Annotated in this window: 18 protein-coding genes; 8 read left to right on the forward strand and 10 right to left on the reverse strand. The window is 63.1% G+C overall.

All coding sequences use genetic code 11. From position 1 onward, the window contains the following. Nucleotides 1–19: 19 nt before the first annotated feature. The 7 genes from nthB to FQ755_RS27905 form a co-directional block, all read right to left on the reverse strand. The gene (gene nthB, locus FQ755_RS27875) at nucleotides 20–763 is read right to left on the reverse strand and encodes a nitrile hydratase subunit beta (RefSeq protein WP_144158397.1); all 744 of its coding nucleotides are present in this window, start codon (nucleotides 761–763) and stop codon (nucleotides 20–22) included. Nucleotides 764–809: 46 nt separating this feature from the next. Further along, nucleotides 810–1313 carry a DUF1097 domain-containing protein gene (locus FQ755_RS27880; RefSeq protein WP_144158400.1) on the reverse strand — a complete coding sequence of 168 codons (504 nt, stop codon included), beginning with the start codon at nucleotides 1311–1313 and terminating at the stop codon, nucleotides 810–812. Nucleotides 1314–1359: 46 nt separating this feature from the next. Continuing rightward, complete coding sequence (locus tag FQ755_RS27885) at nucleotides 1360–2505, reverse strand: CobW family GTP-binding protein (RefSeq protein ID WP_260858893.1); 1146 nt, start codon at nucleotides 2503–2505, stop codon at nucleotides 1360–1362. 208 nt (nucleotides 2506–2713) lie between these two features. Then, nucleotides 2714–3694, reverse strand: a complete 981-nt coding sequence (locus FQ755_RS27890; RefSeq protein WP_144158403.1) for an ornithine cyclodeaminase family protein — start codon at nucleotides 3692–3694, stop codon at nucleotides 2714–2716. A gap of 18 nt (nucleotides 3695–3712) precedes the next feature. Further along, nucleotides 3713–4708, reverse strand: coding sequence for an asparaginase (locus tag FQ755_RS27895; RefSeq protein WP_144158406.1), 996 nt, complete (start codon nucleotides 4706–4708; stop codon nucleotides 3713–3715). A gap of 57 nt (nucleotides 4709–4765) precedes the next feature. Continuing rightward, nucleotides 4766–6019: a D-amino acid dehydrogenase gene (locus tag FQ755_RS27900; protein ID WP_144159159.1), complete on the reverse strand. Its 1254-nt coding sequence runs from the start codon at nucleotides 6017–6019 to the stop codon at nucleotides 4766–4768. Nucleotides 6020–6179: 160 nt separating this feature from the next. Then, nucleotides 6180–7262 carry a GlxA family transcriptional regulator gene (locus tag FQ755_RS27905; protein ID WP_144158409.1) on the reverse strand — a complete coding sequence of 361 codons (1083 nt, stop codon included), beginning with the start codon at nucleotides 7260–7262 and terminating at the stop codon, nucleotides 6180–6182. A 228-nt stretch (nucleotides 7263–7490) separates the two neighbouring features. Here FQ755_RS27905 and FQ755_RS27910 point away from each other — a divergent pair, with 228 nt between their 5' ends. Then, nucleotides 7491–8645, forward strand: coding sequence for a branched-chain amino acid ABC transporter substrate-binding protein (locus tag FQ755_RS27910; protein WP_144158412.1), 1155 nt, complete (start codon nucleotides 7491–7493; stop codon nucleotides 8643–8645). Between the two features lie 1354 nt (nucleotides 8646–9999). Here FQ755_RS27910 and FQ755_RS27920 read toward each other — a convergent pair. Next, nucleotides 10000–11223, reverse strand: a complete 1224-nt coding sequence (locus FQ755_RS27920) for an MFS transporter (RefSeq protein WP_144159162.1) — start codon at nucleotides 11221–11223, stop codon at nucleotides 10000–10002. Nucleotides 11224–11332: 109 nt separating this feature from the next. On the opposite strand from FQ755_RS27920, the gene FQ755_RS27925 reads away from it, so the two are divergent. Together FQ755_RS27925 and FQ755_RS27930 are read left to right on the forward strand one after the other, a co-directional pair. Continuing rightward, a complete protein-coding gene (locus tag FQ755_RS27925; RefSeq protein WP_144158415.1) occupies nucleotides 11333–11914 on the forward strand; it encodes a TetR/AcrR family transcriptional regulator in 582 nt (193 codons plus the stop codon). A 7-nt stretch (nucleotides 11915–11921) separates the two neighbouring features. Then, nucleotides 11922–12671: a DUF4410 domain-containing protein gene (locus FQ755_RS27930; protein WP_144158418.1), complete on the forward strand. Its 750-nt coding sequence runs from the start codon at nucleotides 11922–11924 to the stop codon at nucleotides 12669–12671. A 5-nt stretch (nucleotides 12672–12676) separates the two neighbouring features. Here FQ755_RS27930 and FQ755_RS27935 read toward each other — a convergent pair whose 3' ends face one another. Beyond that, nucleotides 12677–13174, reverse strand: a complete 498-nt coding sequence (locus FQ755_RS27935; protein ID WP_144158421.1) for a hypothetical protein — start codon at nucleotides 13172–13174, stop codon at nucleotides 12677–12679. A gap of 197 nt (nucleotides 13175–13371) precedes the next feature. Between FQ755_RS27935 and FQ755_RS27940 the strand changes: the two genes are divergently transcribed. From FQ755_RS27940 to FQ755_RS27950, 3 genes are all read left to right on the forward strand, one after another. After that, complete coding sequence (locus FQ755_RS27940; protein WP_144158424.1) at nucleotides 13372–14583, forward strand: cytochrome P450; 1212 nt, start codon at nucleotides 13372–13374, stop codon at nucleotides 14581–14583. Nucleotides 14584–14632: 49 nt separating this feature from the next. Then, nucleotides 14633–14947 (forward strand): hypothetical protein, encoded by a 315-nt coding sequence (locus tag FQ755_RS27945; protein ID WP_144158428.1) that lies wholly within the window; start codon nucleotides 14633–14635, stop codon nucleotides 14945–14947. 121 nt (nucleotides 14948–15068) lie between these two features. Further along, entirely contained in the window at nucleotides 15069–16064 is a 996-nt protein-coding gene (locus tag FQ755_RS27950; protein WP_144159165.1) for an aldo/keto reductase, read from the forward strand. Nucleotides 16065–16115: 51 nt separating this feature from the next. On the opposite strand, the gene FQ755_RS27955 is transcribed toward FQ755_RS27950, so the two are convergent. Continuing rightward, the gene (locus tag FQ755_RS27955; protein WP_144158431.1) at nucleotides 16116–17018 is read right to left on the reverse strand and encodes a LysR family transcriptional regulator; all 903 of its coding nucleotides are present in this window, start codon (nucleotides 17016–17018) and stop codon (nucleotides 16116–16118) included. A 281-nt stretch (nucleotides 17019–17299) separates the two neighbouring features. Between FQ755_RS27955 and FQ755_RS27960 the strand changes: the two genes are divergently transcribed. Continuing rightward, nucleotides 17300–18076 carry an SDR family NAD(P)-dependent oxidoreductase gene (locus FQ755_RS27960; RefSeq protein ID WP_144158434.1) on the forward strand — a complete coding sequence of 259 codons (777 nt, stop codon included), beginning with the start codon at nucleotides 17300–17302 and terminating at the stop codon, nucleotides 18074–18076. 69 nt (nucleotides 18077–18145) lie between these two features. After that, nucleotides 18146–19312 (forward strand): NADH:flavin oxidoreductase/NADH oxidase, encoded by a 1167-nt coding sequence (locus FQ755_RS27965; RefSeq protein WP_144158436.1) that lies wholly within the window; start codon nucleotides 18146–18148, stop codon nucleotides 19310–19312. Nucleotides 19313–19324: the final 12 nt, after the last annotated feature.

The raw sequence follows: 19324 nt of genomic DNA on the forward strand, positions 1-19324 counted from the left end.
CGATTCCTTTTTGCGCTGGTTAGAGGGTGGCCTGAAGATAGGCTTCGTACAGGTCTGCGTAGATCGTGGTGTGGGGCTCGCTCTTGCCCTCGCCCCAGATGTCGGCGGCGTCGAATGCGACCCGGTAGACCGCCATCGGCTCACCGATTCCGTCTACACCCGTTGAAACGAAGTACGAGAACGTACCAGGATAGACCTCCACCACCTTGCCGGTCTTGCGGCGCAGATAACCCGGTAAACGGGTGTGATCGACCGCTTCAGGATCGGCGACCCGTATTGTTTCTCCGTTCGAGAAGCGCGCCTGGGCACGCCGTTCGTGATAACCGGAATCTCCTTTCTCGAGATACGCATCGATCTGCTGCTTGATCGGAGCACGAGGGCTATCGGGCATCGGAGCCTGGGGATCCGCCCGGTACAGCGAAGTGCGTTCGCTCAATTCATCGGCGGTGATGTACCCCTGATCCACGAAGAACTGCGAGATGCCCATCAGCCATTTCTCGTAGTAGCGGTACTTGAAGTACTCGAAGGGCTGCATGTCTTCAGCGCCGGTGCGCAAAGACGCCCATGTCCACGTGCTTTTGAACGCAGTCGGCAGTTCCTTGATTGGGTAAGCCGGTAACGCATCGCCGAGGTGGCTGCTCTCGGCCATCATTGCCGTGTGAATGCCAAAGATGCGGCGTTCCCACGGTTCCACGAAGACACGCGTTTCGACATTGACGGGGCCCAGATTCTCGATGCCCCCGAGGTGGTGCTGTAGTTTCATGGTTCGCTCCAGAAAGTTAGCGACTGGCAGCCAGTCGGCGTACGCCTTATCCCAGCTTGTGCTCGCGCTTGAATGCAAGTGCGTCGCCCAGCACTTCTGACACGAACCCGAATGCGGCACCCGTTATGAGCGCGGCGGCGGCGACGAGGCCTGGGTTGCTGAGTCCCAAGGTGGTGATGGGCTTGCCTGCGGCCACCGTCGTTCCGACGGTCGATGCAAACCCCCAGACGATGGCTGGCAACACATCCAGCAACTTGATCTTCGACGCCTGTACCATCGCAGCGCTGCCGATGCCGACCAGCACCGCAACCGCCAGTGCGCTACCGTTCGTTGTTGCGATGGCGAGCAGGGTGAGCGAGCTGATCACAGCGCCGACCAGATTCGAGGCCACGCTTTTGACGAAACCCGCGCGCCCGGCGCCTAACACGAAGAACGATGCCCAGGCGATGAACGTGACCCACACGGGCACGGGAAAGACGGTGGCCGTGAGCCATGTATCGGCCACCGCGAGGACACCGATGCTGACGGTGTAGGCTTCTGACTTTTTCATCTTCGTACTCCTGATGTGTGTAACAGCGGTAGGGAAAACGTTTCGTTCAAGCCACGCAACCGAGCAAGCCCTCGCGCATGGCTGGCATGTCCAGGTCGCGCCCGATCATCACGAACTTGCTGTCGCGCGCTTCGTCATGTGCCCACGCTTTTCCAAAGCTCGAGTCGAGCAGCATGTGAACACTGTGGAAATGCAGGCGGCGGCGCTCTTCGTGCAGGTTCAGTACACCTTTCATGCGCAGGAGTTGTTGCCCGTGGGTTTGCACGAGCTGATTGGCCCAGCGATTGAAGCGCGTAGCGTCCAATGGTCCCGGAATGACGAACGAACACGACGCAATGGAGTTGTCGTGCTCATGCTCATGCGCGCCTTCGTCGAGCAGATCGGGCTCGACACGGAGCAACGTATCCAGCGAGAAGTGCTTGATGCCAAAGACTGCTTCGACGTCGACCGCGCCATGACGCGCGATGTCGATCGCCGCGGTGGGATTGAGTGTGCGAATACGTGCGATGAGGCTCGTCACCTCTTTAGCACTGACGAGATCTGTCTTGTTGACAATGATGTGATCCGCAAACACGACCTGCTCACGGGCGATCTCATCGTAGAGCTGCTCATGGAAATGATGAGCGTCCACGACAGCGACCACCGACTCGAGTTCAACGCGTTCCCGTACATCAGGGTCTGCAAGAAATGTTTGCAGTACGGGAGCCGGGTCGGCAAGCCCCGAAGTCTCAACGACCAGCCGCGCTAGAGGCTCGCCGGCGCGTGCCAGTAGTTCGGACACGCTCTTGACGAGGTCTTTGCGGACGGTGCAGCAAACGCAGCCGTTATTGATCTCCACCAGCGCGTCTTCATCGGCGACGATCAGGTTGCCGTCAATGCCGACTTCACCGAATTCATTTACGACGATGCCGACACGCGCCGGTCGCGCATGTTCGAGAAGATGATTGACCAGTGTTGTCTTGCCGGCGCCCAAAAAACCGGTGACGACTGTAGTCGGAATTTTGTTGAGTCGCATCTCCACTCTCCTCATGTTCGTCGGCAGAAATGCCGGAAGATCAGACGGATAGAGCGACTTCCGGGCCGAGAAAACCCGCGTGTCCCAATGCCCGATGCATTTGGCGTGATTCGCCGGGATACGTGGCCAGATTTGTCGAAACAGTGAATTCCAGACAGACAGCGCGCTGTGGCGCACTTTGATGAGCCTGCAATGTCCTCCGCTAACGGACCCTGTATCGGTGCACGTTTCCCAGAAGTTGTGCCGAGAGCGCAGCGAGATGACTCTTGACAGGGCGATCTGATGCGGCGCCTAACCAATAGCAGTAAAAACGACGAGTGTTGACCTATCAGAGCCGGCCGTCGTCGAGCTCAGTTCGGCCACGAAGAGACGTTCAACAGTGTCTCTACTGAGACATCTGGACGTCTGGTCCCGGCAAGAAGCGGCCGCTGGCTGGTCTCTCACACTCCGCCGCTGCCATCGCCCTGCGCGTGACCAACTCGCCGAGCGCAACGTCGGCAAGCGCAATCCCAAGCGATTTGAATACCGTTATATCGGCTTGCGAGCGCTTCCCGGCAACCCTATTGGCGATGACGTCGCCGAGTTCCGCAACGTTGCTCCAGTCAACAACGCCCGGCGCCGCCATCAGCAGATCCCCCGCCTCTTTCTCTGCCTGCTCGAACGATTCGACGACGATCACGCCGGCCCGGGAAAGCGTCGTATCGTCGACTTCGCGTGCGTCCGGCTTGCTGGAGCCGATCGCCGCGACGAAGGTTCCTGGCTTGAGGTCGGCGCCGTCGAAGAGCGGGATCGTGCTGCGCGTCGCTGTGATAACGACGTCGGCTACCGGCACCGCCGTTTCCGCCGTGGAGGCCTCGAAGCGTACATCGGCGTAACGCGCCTGCATGTGCGCAACTGTTTCCCGCGAGCTCTCGATGCCGACTATCAGAACGCGCTCGATGCCCGACTTCTCGACAAGCGCCCGGATGTGGGCTCTCGCCTGCACGCCGGTTCCGAACACGGCGAGAACCTTCGCATCGGCGTGGCCGAACGTATCAAACGCAACGCGGGTCACGGCCGCTGTGCGGTATTCCGTGAGCGCCCCGCCGTGGATGATGGAGAGCAACCTGCCGTCACGCGTGGAGAACAGGGGGATCACGAAATCGAAGAGGCCGTTGTGCGTCGAGTAGACCTTCGCGCCGCACACGCCGGCACCGGGCAGGATTGCCCCCATCGTGCTCAATGACACGTTTTCTCCGAGCGTGCGCACGCGTGGCTGAATCTTCGCTTGCCGGTTGCCTTGTTCAGCAAGCGCGAAGCGTATCGCCTCAATAGCGTCGCTCATCGTGATCAGCCGGTGAACCTGATCGTCGGTAATGATGTACATGGTGTTTCCTGGCGGGTTTCAAAAGCGATAGAAGGCCGCCTGCAAAGCGCGGCGCTCGTCCGGGTGGCTCAGCATCGCCAGCATCAGAAGAATGCGAGCCTTCTGCGGCGGCTGATCGTCGACGACGATCCAGTCATATTCGTCGTCAGGCTGCGCGCCGTTGCGGATGACTACGCCGCTGCCCGTGCGCGAGGCCCGCACCACGTGCAGTCCGCCACGCGTCGCCTCCCGCAGCGGCTCGACCATCTGTTCCGCAATGTTGCCGTTGCCGGTGCCGGCGAAGACAAGGCCGCGCGCTTCCGCCGCAATGGCGCGGACGAGATCGCTGTCTAGCGCGCCATAGGCATACACGACGTCGACTTTCGGCAACGCCTCGATGTCGTCGACGGACCAAGGGGTAGAAATAGTGTGATCCCGCGAAGGCGTACGGTAGTAGCGAGGCCTGCCTTCGGTCACGTAACCGAGCGCGCCGTAGGGCGAGCGGAATGCCTCGAGCTTGAAGCTGTTTGTCTTCGTGACGTCTCGGGCCGTGTGGATTTCCTCGTTTGCGACGACAAGCGTTCCTTTTCCGCGCGAGGACGGATGAATGGCCACCGCAATCGCGTCGTAGAGATTCAGCGATGCGTCGGAGCTCATCGCCGAGGGCGGCCTCATCGAACCGACGACGACGACGGGCTTCACGCTCTTTAACGTCAGATGCAAAAAGTACGCGGTCTCCTCGATGGTGTCAGTGCCGTGCGTGAGAACGACGCCGTCTACCGTGTCGTTCCTGAGCACCTCGGATACCCGTTTGCCGATCATGAGCAGGTGCTGTTCGTTGAAGTTCTCCGAGCCCGCCTGCAGCAATTGTTCGGCACTCAGGTTCGCGAGCGATGACGCTTCCGGAATAGCCGACAGGATTTCGTCGATCCCGACCACTGAGCAGGCATAGGCTGAGGTGTCCGCGGCGCTTGCGCCACGGCCGGCAATTGTGCCGCCCGTGCCGATGACCACGATATTGGGCTTGTCTTTCATTCGATCAAATTCGAGACATTTAGGGTGAGTTCAGTCGTGCGCCATGTGATGCACGACTCATTGCGCGTGCATGAAGAGGTGCGACAGCGACGGATCGGGCCGCCCGTTGATCCAGCCGGCAAGCAGCGCGGCCGATCCTGAGGCCAACGTGAAGCCGAGCGCGCCGTGCCCGATGTTGAGCCAGAGATTCCGGTAACGCGTGGGCCCGATGATCGGCGTGCCGCGCGGGGTGGCGGGACGCAGCCCGGTCCATTCCGTCGCGCCGGCATCACCGGCTGCGACCTGTGGAAAGAGCCCGGCGGTCTCCGCGCGCAGCGCGGCTAAGCGCGATGGATCAGGCTTCAGGGAGTAGCCGTCGAGGTCGGCCATACCTGCCACGCGCAATCGATCGCCAAGCCGCGCATAGACCACTTTGTGTGCGTAATCGGTGACGCTCAACGCCGGGGCTATTGCATGCGGTCCCAGCGGGTAGGTCAGGCTGTAGCCCTTGAGCGGATATACGGGCACATGAAGGCCCAAAGGCCGCAGCAGACGCGTTGCGCCGGCCCCAGCCGCCACGACGACGTGGTCCGCGTCGAGCGTTCTGCCGCTGCTGCGCGCCACGATGTGTCCGCCCTGGGCGAACTCCAGTGAGTCGACGTGCGTATTCATCGAGAACCGTACACCGCGCGACCTCAAAATGACTTCAAGACCTTTGCTGAAGCGATGGCAATCGGCCGTCTCTTCGCTGCGCGTATAGATGCCGCCGGCAATGCGGGCACGTACATCCGCCAGCGCGGGTTCGAGCGCGACGCATTCGTCGGCGGACAGCACCTCCTGCTCGCAGCCGAGCGAGCGCTGGAAATCAAGCAGATCAATGGCGCCCCGCATGGCGGCAACGTCGCGGTGCAGGACGAGCTTGCCGGAGCGCCGAAAGTCGAAGTCGAGCGTGGGTTCGTCGCGCACGAGTTGCTGCATGAGGGCACGGCTTGCGAACGAGAGGGCGAGCAGATCGCGTGTGGTGAGGTTGCTGCGCCGCCGCGTGCAGGCAAGCACGAATTTCAGGCACCAGAGCCACTGCTCCGTGCTCACGGATGGCCGGAAGCGTACTGGGGAATCCCGTCTGGCGAGCCACGCCGGCAGTTTCGTCAGCACGCCCGGTCCGGCAAGCGGTGCGACGTAGCTATACGACAGCTGACCGCCGGCGCCGAAACTCGTTTCGGCTGCGACTTCGCCGTGCTGGTCGACGACGATGACCTGATGTCCGGCACGGTTCAGATAATAGGCGCTTGCCAGACCGATGACGCCCGCGCCCAATACGGCAATCTGCATGTCGCTCATCTCCCTGTTTCATGGCGCACTCGCACCAAACAGGATGTTGAGCCAGGCAACACTGGCGGGATTGCACCGATGAGCAAAAAAATAGAAGAAACGCGACAACGAAGCGCTGCCAGCGAGACGCGCAGCGGCTGTGTTGCTTCGTGGGCGCAGGCTAGTCTGCGGCCGGACCTGTACGCGAGCTGCGTAGCTTCCCCGGCGTGACACCGTAGGCTTCGCGAAAAACCCTGATGAAATGCGCGGAATCGGCGAAACCGCACTCGTAGGCGATGTCTGTGACCTTGCGGGCGGTATTCAGCAGCATCCAGCGTGCGTAGCGTAGCCGCATGCCGCGATAGAACTCATTCGGCGACACCTTCATTTCGGCCATGAACGCCCGTTCGAGCTGACGCACGCTCGTGCCGATCATCTTCGCGATCACCGCGATGTTCAGCGGCGCTTCGAGATTTTCCTCCATGAGCAGCGCAGCATGGCGCACGGTTGCGTCGTCCACCGACAGGTAGCCTAACGCGCGGCGGCGCTCGATGAACGAGGCGCCGGCCTGCCGGCTGACGGTCATCTGGTGAATTACCTTCGATGCGCGGTCAGGCCCGCAATGCAGATTGACGAGTCGCGCGGCGAGTTCGATGACCGAGATGCCGCCCGCGCACGTGATGCGATCGCCGTCGATCAGGTAGTCGGCATGCGTGACGACCCGCAGCTCGGGAAACATGTTGCGGTAGTCGTCGAAGTGAAAACTGTGTACGCACGCGACGTGATCCTGCATGAACCCACCATGGGCGAGAACGAAGCTACCGGTGCAGATGCCGACGAGGGGAACACCCGCTTGTGCGGCGGCGACCAGATAGTCCCAGTAGCGCCTGTCCACCTTCTCGAGATACGGCAGCAGGCCACCGATGATGACGATGTAGTCGAACTGCCGGGCGTCCGGGAAGGCGGCCTGGACCGGTACAGCGATACCGCAGCTCGATTCGACGGTGGTGTCGGGCGCGCCGATCGTCGTCCAGAGACAGCGCAACTGGCGACTCTGATCGCTGCGGTCGGCTGCGTGACGCAACGCGTCACAGAGCCCGCCGAGCGACAGGAGCGGAAAGCGCGGCCATAGCAGGATTCCGACGTTGAGCTCTGCGCCTGCGCGCCCCTGAGGCGATTCGGGTGCCGTAGAAAGTAAGTCAAGCCGATCCACCAGTTCGTGGGCCGGCGGTGCTTTGGCCAGGGCGTCGTGGGAGGGAAGCATGGGCGGGCGCGAATAATCGGTGTCGCGCCATTATAGGACCGCACGACACGGATCGCCGCTGTCGCATTTCTTCTGTTTTCTGGCAAATCGGTGCAATGCCGCTGGTTTGTGTCCGCATAAATTTATCTCGCCAGCGCAGACCACCTGCCGCGCGGTACAACGACGGAGGCGACGGAGACCATCCAGCGGATCGCCCTCGATGCGGATAACTATCGATGAGGTAATGCAATGATCAATAGAAAAGTATGGGGTCGCCGGGCGACGACCTTCGGCATTCTGGGGGCACTGGTCGCCGCTTCCGCAGGGGCGGCGCATGCCGAGGAAGCCGCGAAGATCGGTGAAGTCGCGCCGCTGACCGGTCCCGCTTCCTATCTGGGCAAGGACACTGAGAACGGTGCAAGGCTCGCCGTCGAGGAAATCAACGAAAAGGGGCTTGTGGTCGGTGGAAAGAAAGTCACGCTGGTTCTCGATGCCGAGGACGATGCCGGCGATCCGCGCCAGGCCACGCAGGTCGCACAAAAACTTGTGGACGCGAAAGTCGTGGCGATAGTCGGTCACATGAATTCGGGAACGACGATTCCAGCCTCCAGAATCTACAGTGACGCAGGCATCGTGCAGGTCTCGCCGTCGGCTACGAATCCTGCGTACACGCAACAGGGCTTCAAGACTGCATACCGCGTGGTTGCGACCGATGCCCAGCAAGGGCCGGCCCTCGCCGATTACGCGACGCGGACGATAAAAGTCAGGACGGTCGCTATCGTCGACGATGCCACCGCATACGGGCAGGGTCTGGCCAATGAGTTCGAGAAGCGCGCGAAGGCGGACGGCCTCTCGGTGGTTTCGCACGACGCGACCAACGACAAGGCGACCGACTTCCGCGCTATCCTGACAAAAATCAAGGGCGCGCATCCAGACATCATCATGTATGGCGGCCTCGACGCAACGGGCGGCCCGTTCGCGAAGCAAGCCAGGCAGCTCGGCATGATGCAGAAGATTCTTGCGGGTGACGGCCTGTGCGCCGACGACCTTTCGAAACTCGCCGGCGACGCAGCCGATGATGTGATTTGCTCCATCGCGGGCTCGCCGCTCGAAAAGATGCCGAAGGGCCCCGCCTTCATACAGCGCTACGAAAAGCGCTTCGGTACGCACCCCGTCCTGAACTCGCCATTCGCTTACGACGCGGTGTACGTCATCGCCGAAGCGATGAAGCGTGCGGGTTCGACCGCTCCCGACCAGATTCTTGCCGCAATGCCCGCGACGAACTATGAGGGCGTGCTCGGCCAGACACAGTTCGACTCGAAGGGCGATCTGGTTCACGGGACGATTTCTCTCTACAAGTACGTCGGCGGAAAGCAAACGCTCCTCGACTACGTGAAGAACTAATCCACCAGGGTTTGCTGGTCAAACTGGCGCAGCCGCAGCGAAGCGGATGCGCCGGTTGTGCGTCCTCGCTCCTTTCTCATCCCCGCCGCACGACTTACGGAAACGCCGTCTGCCGGCGCTATTCCATGGCACACGACGTCACTCCGTGAGCGCACAACGGCCGGACGTTTCGAACCGGATATAGACATCTTTCTTCAGCAGTTGATCAACGGATTGGTGATTGGCAGCGTTTACCCGACGCGTGTCGCTCGACACGGTACGCAGCCAGATTCGCACCGTTCTGAGAAAAACGGGGGCTTCCGGACTACGCGATTTCGAACGGATCATCGCGTTGAGCTCGACAATGCATACGACGGGTTCGCTTTACGTTCGATGCTCCGAGAATGACAGCTTTCGAGCGCGGAGTTGACCTGCATGCAAATGGAGCCGCGCGAACTGCCGTTGATGAGCGCGGGCACTGTAGTAGGAAAACTATCCTGATAGCAAGTTGACGTTGCGTTTTCCGGGTATCTGAAGATCGCAGGACGGAGTTCGCAGCGCCGCTTTTCGGAACCAGAGTTTCCGGGGCCGATGGAGAAGACGGACTGAATTTTGCCGGCTGGGCGAAGAAACTTATTGGCGTGGCCACTATAAGCGTCGGCTCAGTCGGCCTGGATGGCGACGTGATTGGCGTTTTCCAGAGCGAAAGCTCCAGGCCAGCTAGCCTTGGTGCTCTTGTTCGTCGGGTTGAACGCGAACGATTCGATCTTATCGCGGTCGGCAGGGCCAGTACTCGATCCGCTGCGGGTAGTTAAAGTTCGTTCAGGTAATACAGCTGAACTTAAGGGCTTCAGCCTGGCGGCTTTACGTGAGCTATTTGATATTGACTTGCCCGACTGAAGCTTGCTGAAATACTCCTCGTCGGCGAGCGCGTAACTTTCGTCGGACGCGTCGAATCGGCGCGATTTTCGGATATGGAAATCCGGGCCTCCCTTCAGCGATTTCTGATGGTGTGAGGCTCGTTTTTTTGCCCGGCTCGCTCCCTTTACGCCTGCGCTGGACGGACTGCTCCCAGCGAGCGCACACGCATGAAGTTTTCGGCGGCCGTGATCAGAACGAACATCCGGTCGACCTTCTGCGACCCACGCCCCACCACCTGCCGCATGCGTTCTATCGTCTTGGCCCAGCCAAAGCCTACTTGATGAGCGTGTGCTTTTTTGCTGCGACAGCGCATAGCAGCGTAGAAGGGGGCGCTGGTAAAGGCAGTACGCCTGAGGTGAAGGTTTTGTTGGGCGCATGGAAAAACCACGAGCAAGGGGGCGGCTTGTATATTTACCGCGGCACGGCGAATCACACTGAACCGCGCCGGGGCGGTTCACACCGAGTCGCCGGCCGGAGCTGTCTTGCGTCTTAGCAGATAGACGAGCCCGATTGCCGCGCTGGTCAGTCCCGCCAGCGCACCGACGCCGAGCGCCCAGCGTGGCCCCACGTGATCCGCGATCCAGCCGACCACCGGTGCGCCGAGCGGAGTGCCGCCGAGCGCGGCCGCTAGCAGGATCGCGATCACGCGGCCGCGCATCGCGGGCTCGGTCGACAGCTGGACGAAACTGTTCGTCGACGTCGTGACCGTCTGCGCAGCGATGCCGACGATCACGAGCGCCGCTCCGAAAAGTGTGTAGACCGGCATCACCGCCGCGAGCGCGCAGCCCGCGCCGAACAGCGCGGCGCTCGCAAACAGCAGGCCGATGCGCGGCTTGTCGCGCCGCGCGGCTAGCAGTGCGCCGCTGACCGAACCGATCGCCATCATCGACGTGAGCAGGCCGTAACGGCCCGCGCCCACGTGAAAGACGGTTATTGACATCGTCGAAATGAAGATCGGAAAATTCAGCCCGAATGTGCCGATCAGGAACAGCATGAACAGCACGGTCCGCAGGTCGTCGCGCCGCCACACGTAGCGAAAACCGTCGATCAGGCTACCGCGCCTGCGCTTCGCGCGCTCGTTGCGATTGAGGTCCGCGACGCGCAGTCGCGTCATCGCGACGATCACCGCGCCGAACGATACGGCGTTGATCACGAACACCCAGCCCGAGCCGACTACGGCGATCAGCAGCCCTGCGACGGCCGGGCCGATCATCCTGCCGATGTTGAACGACGTCGAATTTAGCGCGACCGCATTCCACAGGTCGGTCTCGCCGACGAGTTCGCCGACGAACGTCTGCCGCGCCGGCGTATCGAACGCCGTCACGCAGCCGAGCGCAAACGCGAAGCCGTAAACGTGCCATAGCCGAACGGCGCCCGTCAGCGTGAGCAGCCCGAGCGCGAGCGCCAGCAGTCCGAGCGCGCCCTGCGTGACGAACAGCAGGCAGCGCCGATTGAAATGGTCAGCGGCGAAGCCGGTCTGCGCGATCAGCAGCATCTGCGGCGCGAACTGCAGCGCCATTACGACGCCGACCGCGCCCGCGCTGTGCTGCGTGAGGCCGGTCAGGACCAGCCAGTCCTGCGCGGTGCGTTGCATCCACGTGCCGACGTTCGACACGATGGCCCCGCTCGCCCAAAGCCGGTAGTTGTAGATTCTCAACGAACGAAACATCGTGTCTATGTGGATTCCCCAGGAGCCTGCTGTGCGCACCGGCGGTCGGCGCGTTGACGGAGCCTAATCTAATTAGGTAGAATGAGAAAGTCAATAGTTTCGGGAGCCATACGCCGCCATGAAAGTAGATATCGACCGTATCCGCTGCGAGGCGACCGCGCTCGCGAACAAGAACGGCATCGACGGCTTGTCGATGAACGACCTCGCCGCGGCGCTTGGCGTTCGCGCGCCATCGCTCTACGCGCATGTTGATGGCCTCCACGCGGTGCGGCGCCTGCTTGCGCTGCATGGGCTCGCTGAACTCGAAGGTGGTGTCGCGCGGTTGACGGCCGGCAAGTCGGGACCCGATGCCGTACGCGCGCTAATGAACGGATATCGGAACTTCGCGCGCAAGAACCCCGGCGTCTACGCAGCGATGTTGCCGACGCCGCCGCGCACCGACAGCGCATGGCGTGAAGGGGTGGACCGCCTGGTGCAAACGCTGGTCGCGTCGCTGCATGGCTATCGTCTCGAAGCGCCGGACCGCGTCCACGTGCTGAGAGGGATGCGTAGCGTCGTGCATGGCTTCGTGTCGCTCGAATCGTCCGGGGCGCTGAACAATCCGGTGAGCCGCGACGCGAGTTTCGAATGGCTGGTCGAAGCGTTCCTGCAGATGCTGGAACCGTTCGAAGTACAGACGTCGATGGCGCGCAAGGAGTGAAGTGGCGATGAGCGAAGTCCTCGTGCGTATGCGGTTCGGTGCGTTTGCGCTGTCCAGCGCGATGCTGCTCGGCGGCTGCGCAGGCCACGCCGCGACGGCGCAAGTAGTCCTGCAGCCGGCAAACGGAAGCACGCTCGCGCGGCCAAGCATCGTGTACGTCGATACGTTCGATGTCGATCCAGCGCTGGTGCAGTCGGGCGCGGGTCTCTTCGCGCGCATGCAGTCGACGTGGTCCGGGCAGGCGGATGCCGGCGCGCGCGCAACGCTGGCGCACGATGTGCAGGACGCGGCGGCGAACGAGATTGTCAGCCGTCTGCAGACAGCGGGGCTCGCGGCGATGCGCGTGGCGGCCACATCCCCGCCGGGGCGCGATGCTCTGGTGATCAAGGGGCGGTTCGAGCGCGTCGATGCGGGCAACAAGGCGCGGCGCGTGGTGATCGGCCTCGGCGCCGGCAAGAGCACAGTCAGCGTCGCGATCGAAGTGTGGTATCTCGCGGCAGACGGACGAACCGAACTCGTCGAGACGTCGGAGTCGTCCGCGGACAGCGGCCGCGCGCCGGGGCTCGCCGAATCGCTCGGCGCGGGCGCTGCCGCCGATCATATCGCGCAGTCCGCAGCGGTCGGCGGCGTGGTTCACCACGACGCCGAGGCGAAGCGGCCGCCGCCCGTCGACGAAGCGCGCCGGATCGGCGATGCGGCAGCCGACGAAGTTCGCAAGCTCTGTGTGACGCGCGGGTGGCTGAAGGCCGCTTCGTAACGCGGTTATCTCCAGTGGCCGCTGTGCCAATAGCCGGCGTAGCCGGGGTAATAGCCGCCGGGGTAACCGCCGTGATAGCCGTAATACGCCGAGTGATACGTGACGACCACCGACGCGTGAGGCACGACGCCGTAGACCGGCGCCGCGGCGATCGGAGCGGGCACGACGACGGCGGCTGGACCCGCCGCGATCACTGCAGGCGCGGCAACGATCGCTGTTTTCGTCGCAACCACAGTCGCTGCGTGCTGTGTGCGCGGACGGTGGGCCTTCGCAATGGCGGGCGTAGGACCGCAGGTGAAACCGGCATGCACGGGGACAGCCGGCGGCGATAGCGACGTGGCCACCACAGGCGCCAGCGACGCGGAGGCAGCCGCTGCGACGGCCGGTATTTGCGGCGGGGCCTTCGCCGCGGCCCGAACCTTGCCGGAGACGAACCACGTTGCGGCCGAAGACGCCGACATCGCAAGCGCGACGAGTAATACCCAAAGACGATACGTCATCATTTCCTCGATCGATGCAGCGCAGATTGACTGCTCGCGCAGACTATAGCGACGCTTTTCCGTTCGATCTCTTGTCAATGTATGTCACCGTGTTTCAGCGCAGATTCTTGTTGACTAAAACTAATTCAATTAGGTAAATTGATATTCTGTATAGGCCGGAGGCGGTGACTCGCCCAGGAACCGGCCATCACGGAGCTATCATGTCCGATTCTGCGATCCGTAAGTTTTCTCTGCACGACCTGATGCGGCCCGAGCTGCGTGCCAATCCGTATCCCTGGTACCGACGCTTGCGCGACGAGGACCCGGTGCACGAAGACCCGCGCGGCCACGGCTGGCTCGTGACGCGGTACGACGACGTCGTTGCGGTGCTCGACGACGCACGCTTTTCGGCGGAACGTCTGACCGCGTGTAACGAGCAGGATGCGTCCGCGCAACTGGTCATGCAGACGCTGTCGCGGCAGATGCTGTTTCTCGATCCGCCCGATCACACGCGGTTGCGCAAGCTGTTTGCGAAGTCGTTCACGCCGCGCCGCATCGAAGCGTTCCGGCCGCAGATAGAAGCGCTGACGCACGAACTGCTGACCACGTGTTGCGGCCGGCCGGTCAATTTCATTAAGGACTTTGCAGTTCCGCTGCCGGTCATGGTGATAGCCATGATGCTCGGCGTGCCGGTGGAAGATCGCGTACAACTGCGCGCATGGTCCGCCGCGTTCGGTAGCTTGCTCAGCGGCCGGCCAATGCTGGCCGGCGAGCTTGCGCATGCGCAGCAGGGCATCGTGGCCTTCGAGCAGTATTTCGCGCGTCTGATCGCGCTGCGCCGCGCGATGCCGGAAGACGACATGCTGAGCGATCTGGTCGCCGCCGAAGAGGCCGGTGACCGGCTAAGCGAGCAAGAGCTGATCTCGAACCTGATCTTGCTGCTGGCCGCCGGGCACGGCACGACCACGCATCTGCTCGGCAACGGATTGCTCGCGCTGGCGGGCGAGCGCGAGCAGTGGAATCTGTTCGTCAGCGATCCGGACCTGGCGCCATCGCTCGTCAACGAAGTGCTGCGCTTCGAACCGCCGGTTCAGGTGACCGGCCGCGAAGCCACGGACGACGTCGAACTTGGCGGTCAGACGATTCGCAAAGGTGAGCGCGTGCGCGTGCTGCTCGGTGCAGCGAATCGCGACGAGCGCCATTTCGTTGCACCGGACACGCTGAACGTCCAGCGCTTCAGTCCGCGCGTGCTGTCGTTCGGGCACGGCGTGCACTCCTGCATTGGAGCAATGCTGGCCCGCTTCGAGGCGCAGATCGTGTTTGCCGAACTGGCGGCCCGCTTTCCGGGCGTCGAAGTTGCTGTGGACCGCGCCGAGCGCACATCGAGCGTCGCGTTCCGGGGACTCCGTAGCTTGCCGGTGACGCTGCGCTGATTGCCTGTTTATTCCTTCAACCCGTAACCTTCGATTCGTCGATTAATCCATGCACTACATCACTCTCTTTCTCGCCGGCGCTTTTCTGTGCAACTGCATTCCGCATCTGAGCGCCGGTCTGCAGGGGCGGCCGTTTCCGACGCCGTTTGCGAAGCCGCGCGGCGTCGGCGATTCGTCGCCGCTGGTCAATTTTCTGTGGGGTGCGTTCAATCTGCTGATCGCGCTCGTACGGCTCGCACGGCATCCGGTGACACTCGGCGCGAACTTCGAATGTCTCGCGCTCGCGCTAGGCGGGCTCGTGATCGGCCTGCACCTCGCAAAGCATTTCGGTAACGTGCAGCAGAAGAGGGTCGGCGGCCTGTAAAACACCATTCCGGATTCGGGAATTGAGAATGGACGACCGTTGCCATTTATTCGCATGCGTCGCGCGCTCATAATCGCAGCACTTTGTCGAAGTTGCGACCCGAACTGAAGGAGAGGAAATGATGCAGACGCGTACGCTGGGCAAGAGTGGGCTAACGGTGTCGTCGCTGGGGCTCGGCTGCATGGGCATGAGCTGGGCTTATGGCATAGCCGGCGACCGGCAGGACATGATCAGGCTGATTCGCGACGCGGTGGACCTCGGAGTCACGTTTTTCGACACTGCCGAGGTCTACGGGCCGAAAGTCAACGAGGAGCTGGTCGGCGACGCGTTACAGCCGTTGCGCGACCGTGTCGTCATCGCGACGAAGTTTGGCTTCGCGCTCGACCCGGACGGCGGTCCGATGCCGGTCGGCGTGAACAGCCGGCCCGAGCACATCAAGGCGGTCGCGGACGCCGCGTTGAAGCGGCTGCGCACCGACCATATCGACCTGTTTTATCAGCATCGTGTCGATCCGAACGTGCCGATCGAAGACGTCGCCGGCGCAGTCGGCGACCTCGTCAAGGCCGGCAAGGTCAAGTATTTCGGGCTGTCCGAAGCGGGTGTCGCGACGATCCGCAACGCGCACGCCGTGCATCCGGTCGCGGCCGTGCAGTCCGAATACTCGCTGTGGACGCGCGACCCCGAAGCTGAACTGTTCGCGGCGCTCGAAGAGCTCGGTATCGGTTTCGTCGCGTATAGCCCGCTCGGCCGCGGTTTTCTGGCCGGCGCGTTCCGCGATATAAGCGCGCTCGCCGACAACGATCTGCGCAACCGGCATCCGCGTTTCCAGCCTGACGCGGTGAGGAAAAACCTCGCGCTCGTCGAAAGCCTGAGCGCGATCGCCGTGGGCAAGGGCATCACCGTCGGCCAGCTTGCGCTTGCGTGGGTGCTCGCGCAGAAGCCGTGGATTGTCGCGATTCCAGGTACGCGCAAGCGTTCGCGCCTCGAAGAAAATCTCGGCGCGGCCGGTGTGACGCTGACTCAGCCGGAGCTCGCCGCGATCGACGCCGCGCTTGCCGAACACGGCGTCGAAGGCGCGCGGTACGGCGAGAAAGAGATGTCGATGCTGAACCTCTGATGCAGGCGGGCCGCGTTGCAATGCGGCCCGTCTCGGCGCGTACAGCCACGCTTACGCGCGCGACGTCGCTGCCGCCAGCTGTGTCACGAGTTCGTCGAACACGACGCGAACCCGTTTCGGCACCGGCCCGCGCTGCGGCCTGTACACGTGCAGTTTCCATGGTTCCGGTTCGAGCTTCGGCAATACGCGCACCAGTTGGCGGCCCTCGACATAAGGGCGGATCAGATATTCCGCGCACTGGCTGAAACCGACGCCCGCGCAGGCGGCGTCGATTTCAGCTTCGGTATCGTCGGTCACGAAGGCTGGCGACGGCGGCTGGAAATGCCGCTCACCGCGAAAGATCCACGGCCACGGGCGTCCGCTCGTCTGATCGATCAGGCTCGTGACCGGCCGCGCTTCCAGTTCCTTCAGATTCTTCGGCTCGCCGACCGCGTCGATCAGTGCGGGCGCGCCGACTACCCACATCGGCAACGGCCCGACTACGCGCGCGACGAACCGGTTGTCGCCGATCGAACCCGCGCGGATGCCGACGTCGATCTGGTCGTCGACGACCGCTGACGGCGCATCCGACAGCCGCAAGTCGGGCACGAGACCCGGGTGCCGTGTCATCAGGTCGAGCAGCACCGGCTGCACGTAACGCCGCCCGAGCCCGGACGGCGCAGTGATCCGCACGACACCGACCGCTTCGTCGGTGCGTGCGTTCGCGGGACCGAACAGCCCGTCGACGGCCGCCAGTGCCGCCTGCGCGCTGACCGCGAACGACTGCCCGAACGTCGTGATCTGCACGCGCCGCGTATTGCGGTGAAACAGCGTTTCGCCGAGCGTCTGTTCCAGTTCGCGCACCGCGCGCGTAACGACCTGCGGCGACACGCCGAGCCGCTTCGCGGCTTCGCGGAACGTGGGACAGGTGGCGGCCGCCGAGAAGATCTTCAGGATTTCGAGCCGGTTGAGCATGACTATTCCGCAAACAAGAATGGTGACGACGCGAGCGTTCCGCGATGACATTGTCGTCAGCGGCCGGGGCCGCAGTCAAGCATGGCATTGATATGGGAGTTCCGCGCGGTTTTAAGGTTCCTGTTTAAGGAATTTTAAATGCCGAACTGTTCCATTTATCTGCATCGACGAAGTACCCATACTTCGCAGCAGGCGTGAGGCGCGGAATACGGAAAAACGCATCGCGGCCGACGAAACCCGGCAGTCATGCCGACACACGAACCTACTTAGAGGAATGAATCATGAACACAAACACAACCCAACGCCCGCTCGCCGGCCGCATTGCGCTGGTGACCGGCGCCAGCTCCGGTATCGGCCGCGCGTCGGCGGCGGAACTTGCGCGGCGCGGCGCGAAGGTGGTCGTCGCGGCGCGGCGTCAGCCGGAACTCGACCAGCTCGTCGAAGAAATCGCGGACGCTGGCGGCGAAGCACGCGCGTTTGTCGCCGACGTCGCGAAGGAAAACGACATCCACCAGCTTGTCGACTTCACGGTGGCCACGTACGGCCGCCTCGACATCGCGTTCAACAACGCAGGCACCGAAGGCGTGTTCGCGCCGCTCGTCGAGCAAACCGCCGAACGCTTCGACATGGTGTTCGAGCCGAACGTGCGCGGCGTGCTGAACTCGATGAAATACGAGGCCGAAGTGATGCTGCGCCAGGGCTCGGGCAGCATCATCAACAACGCATCGATGGGCGGGCTGATCGGCTTCGAGAACGCTTCGGTGTACATCGCCAGCAAGCACGCGGTGGTCGGCATGACGAAGACCGCGTCGATCGAATGGTTCCGCAAGGGCGTGCGCGTGAACGCGCTGTGCCCGGGGCTCATCGAAACGCCGTTTCACCATCGCGGCATCTGGCCGTCGGTCGACGTGCAGGAGGCGTTCGCGGCCGGCACGCCGGCGGGCCGCTGGGGCTCTGCCGACGAGATGGCGACGATCGTCGCGTTCTTGGCGTCGGACGATTCGAGCTATGTGTCGGGCCACGCGCTCGTCGCGGACGGCGGTTATTCGATCGCGTGACCTACAACTGAGCGAGCAGCGGCGGCCGTGCCGCCGCTTCGTCGCTGTTCATTCCAGAAGGCATCCATCATGACTTTGTTCGAACCGATCTCGCTGCGCGGCGTCACGCTGCGCAACCGTCTCGCGATTTCCCCGATGTGCCAGTACTCGGCCGTCGACGGCGTCGCGAACGACTATCACCTCGTGCATCTCGGGCGCTTTGCGCTCGGCGGCTTCGGCCTCGTGATCGTCGAGGCCACCGGCGTCGTGCCCGAAGGGCGTATCACGCACGGTGACCTCGGACTGTGGTCCGACGCACAGATTCCGGCGCTCGCGCGCATCGTCGACACGCTGAAGGCCGCCGGTGCGGCGGCCGGCATCCAGCTCGCGCATGCGGGGCCGAAGGCCAGCATGCAGCGTCCGTGGTTCGGCAACGGCCCGCTCGGCGCGGCCGATTTCGCGCGCGGCGATCTGCCTTGGACCGTGTACGCGGCGTCCGCGCAGCCGGTCGGCGACGGCTGGCTGACGCCCGAAGCGTTGTCGCTCGCGCAGATTGCTGCCACGAAAGCGGCGTTCGTTGCCGCCGCGCGGCGCGCGCATGCGGCCGGCTTCGACGTGATCGAACTGCACTGTGCGCACGGTTATCTGCTGAACAGTTTCCTGTCGCCGCTGACGAACCGGCGCACTGACCAGTACGGCGGCGATCTCGAAGGGCGGATGCGGCTGCCGCTCGAAATCGCGCAGGCGCTGCGCGAAGCATGGCCGCAGGACAAGCCGCTGTTCGTGCGCGTATCGACAGTGGACGGTCTGCGCGCGGGCACGACGCCGGACGATACGGTCGCGTTCGCGAAGCGTTTGAAGGCGCTCGGCGTCGACGTCGTCGACTGCTCGTCGGGCGGCACCGGTAACGGCTACGAGTATCCGGTCGGATACGGTTATCAGGTGCCGTACGCATCGCGCGTGCGCAAGGAGGCGGGTGTCGCGAGCATGGCGGTCGGGCTGATCGTCGACGCGCATCAGGCGCAGGCGATTGTGGAAGACGGGCATGCGGACCTCGTCGCGATCGGCCGCGAGGCGCTCGCCGATCCGAACTGGGCGCTGCACGCGCAAGCGGAACTCGGCGCGAACGATCCGGCCGATCCGTTCGCGTCGTGGCCGCGGCAGACGGACTGGTGGCTCGCGGGCCGCGCAAAGGAGATCGCGAAGCTCGACGCGGCGGTATGCGCCGTGCAAACCGCGGTCCCAAGCGAAGCCTGAAAAAGAGGGGAA

It is taken from the genome of Paraburkholderia sp. BCC1885, assembly GCF_900996235.1.
GTDB lineage: Bacteria > Pseudomonadota > Gammaproteobacteria > Burkholderiales > Burkholderiaceae > Paraburkholderia.

Coding starts and splice junctions, on each gene's coding strand:
- nthB (WP_144158397.1), bottom strand. CDS start 763: ATGAAACTACAGCACCACCTCGGGGGCATCGAGAATCTGGGCCCCGTC.
- FQ755_RS27930 (WP_144158418.1), top strand. CDS start 11,922: ATGAGCGAAGTCCTCGTGCGTATGCGGTTCGGTGCGTTTGCGCTGTCC.
- FQ755_RS27890 (WP_144158403.1), bottom strand. CDS start 3,694: ATGTACATCATTACCGACGATCAGGTTCACCGGCTGATCACGATGAGC.
- FQ755_RS27950 (WP_144159165.1), top strand. CDS start 15,069: ATGCAGACGCGTACGCTGGGCAAGAGTGGGCTAACGGTGTCGTCGCTG.
- FQ755_RS27880 (WP_144158400.1), bottom strand. CDS start 1,313: ATGAAAAAGTCAGAAGCCTACACCGTCAGCATCGGTGTCCTCGCGGTG.
- FQ755_RS27965 (WP_144158436.1), top strand. CDS start 18,146: ATGACTTTGTTCGAACCGATCTCGCTGCGCGGCGTCACGCTGCGCAAC.
- FQ755_RS27935 (WP_144158421.1), bottom strand. CDS start 13,174: ATGATGACGTATCGTCTTTGGGTATTACTCGTCGCGCTTGCGATGTCG.
- FQ755_RS27900 (WP_144159159.1), bottom strand. CDS start 6,019: ATGCAGATTGCCGTATTGGGCGCGGGCGTCATCGGTCTGGCAAGCGCC.
- FQ755_RS27960 (WP_144158434.1), top strand. CDS start 17,300: ATGAACACAAACACAACCCAACGCCCGCTCGCCGGCCGCATTGCGCTG.
- FQ755_RS27940 (WP_144158424.1), top strand. CDS start 13,372: ATGTCCGATTCTGCGATCCGTAAGTTTTCTCTGCACGACCTGATGCGG.
- FQ755_RS27910 (WP_144158412.1), top strand. CDS start 7,491: ATGATCAATAGAAAAGTATGGGGTCGCCGGGCGACGACCTTCGGCATT.
- FQ755_RS27925 (WP_144158415.1), top strand. CDS start 11,333: ATGAAAGTAGATATCGACCGTATCCGCTGCGAGGCGACCGCGCTCGCG.
- FQ755_RS27895 (WP_144158406.1), bottom strand. CDS start 4,708: ATGAAAGACAAGCCCAATATCGTGGTCATCGGCACGGGCGGCACAATT.
- FQ755_RS27945 (WP_144158428.1), top strand. CDS start 14,633: ATGCACTACATCACTCTCTTTCTCGCCGGCGCTTTTCTGTGCAACTGC.
- FQ755_RS27955 (WP_144158431.1), bottom strand. CDS start 17,018: ATGCTCAACCGGCTCGAAATCCTGAAGATCTTCTCGGCGGCCGCCACC.
- FQ755_RS27905 (WP_144158409.1), bottom strand. CDS start 7,262: ATGCTTCCCTCCCACGACGCCCTGGCCAAAGCACCGCCGGCCCACGAA.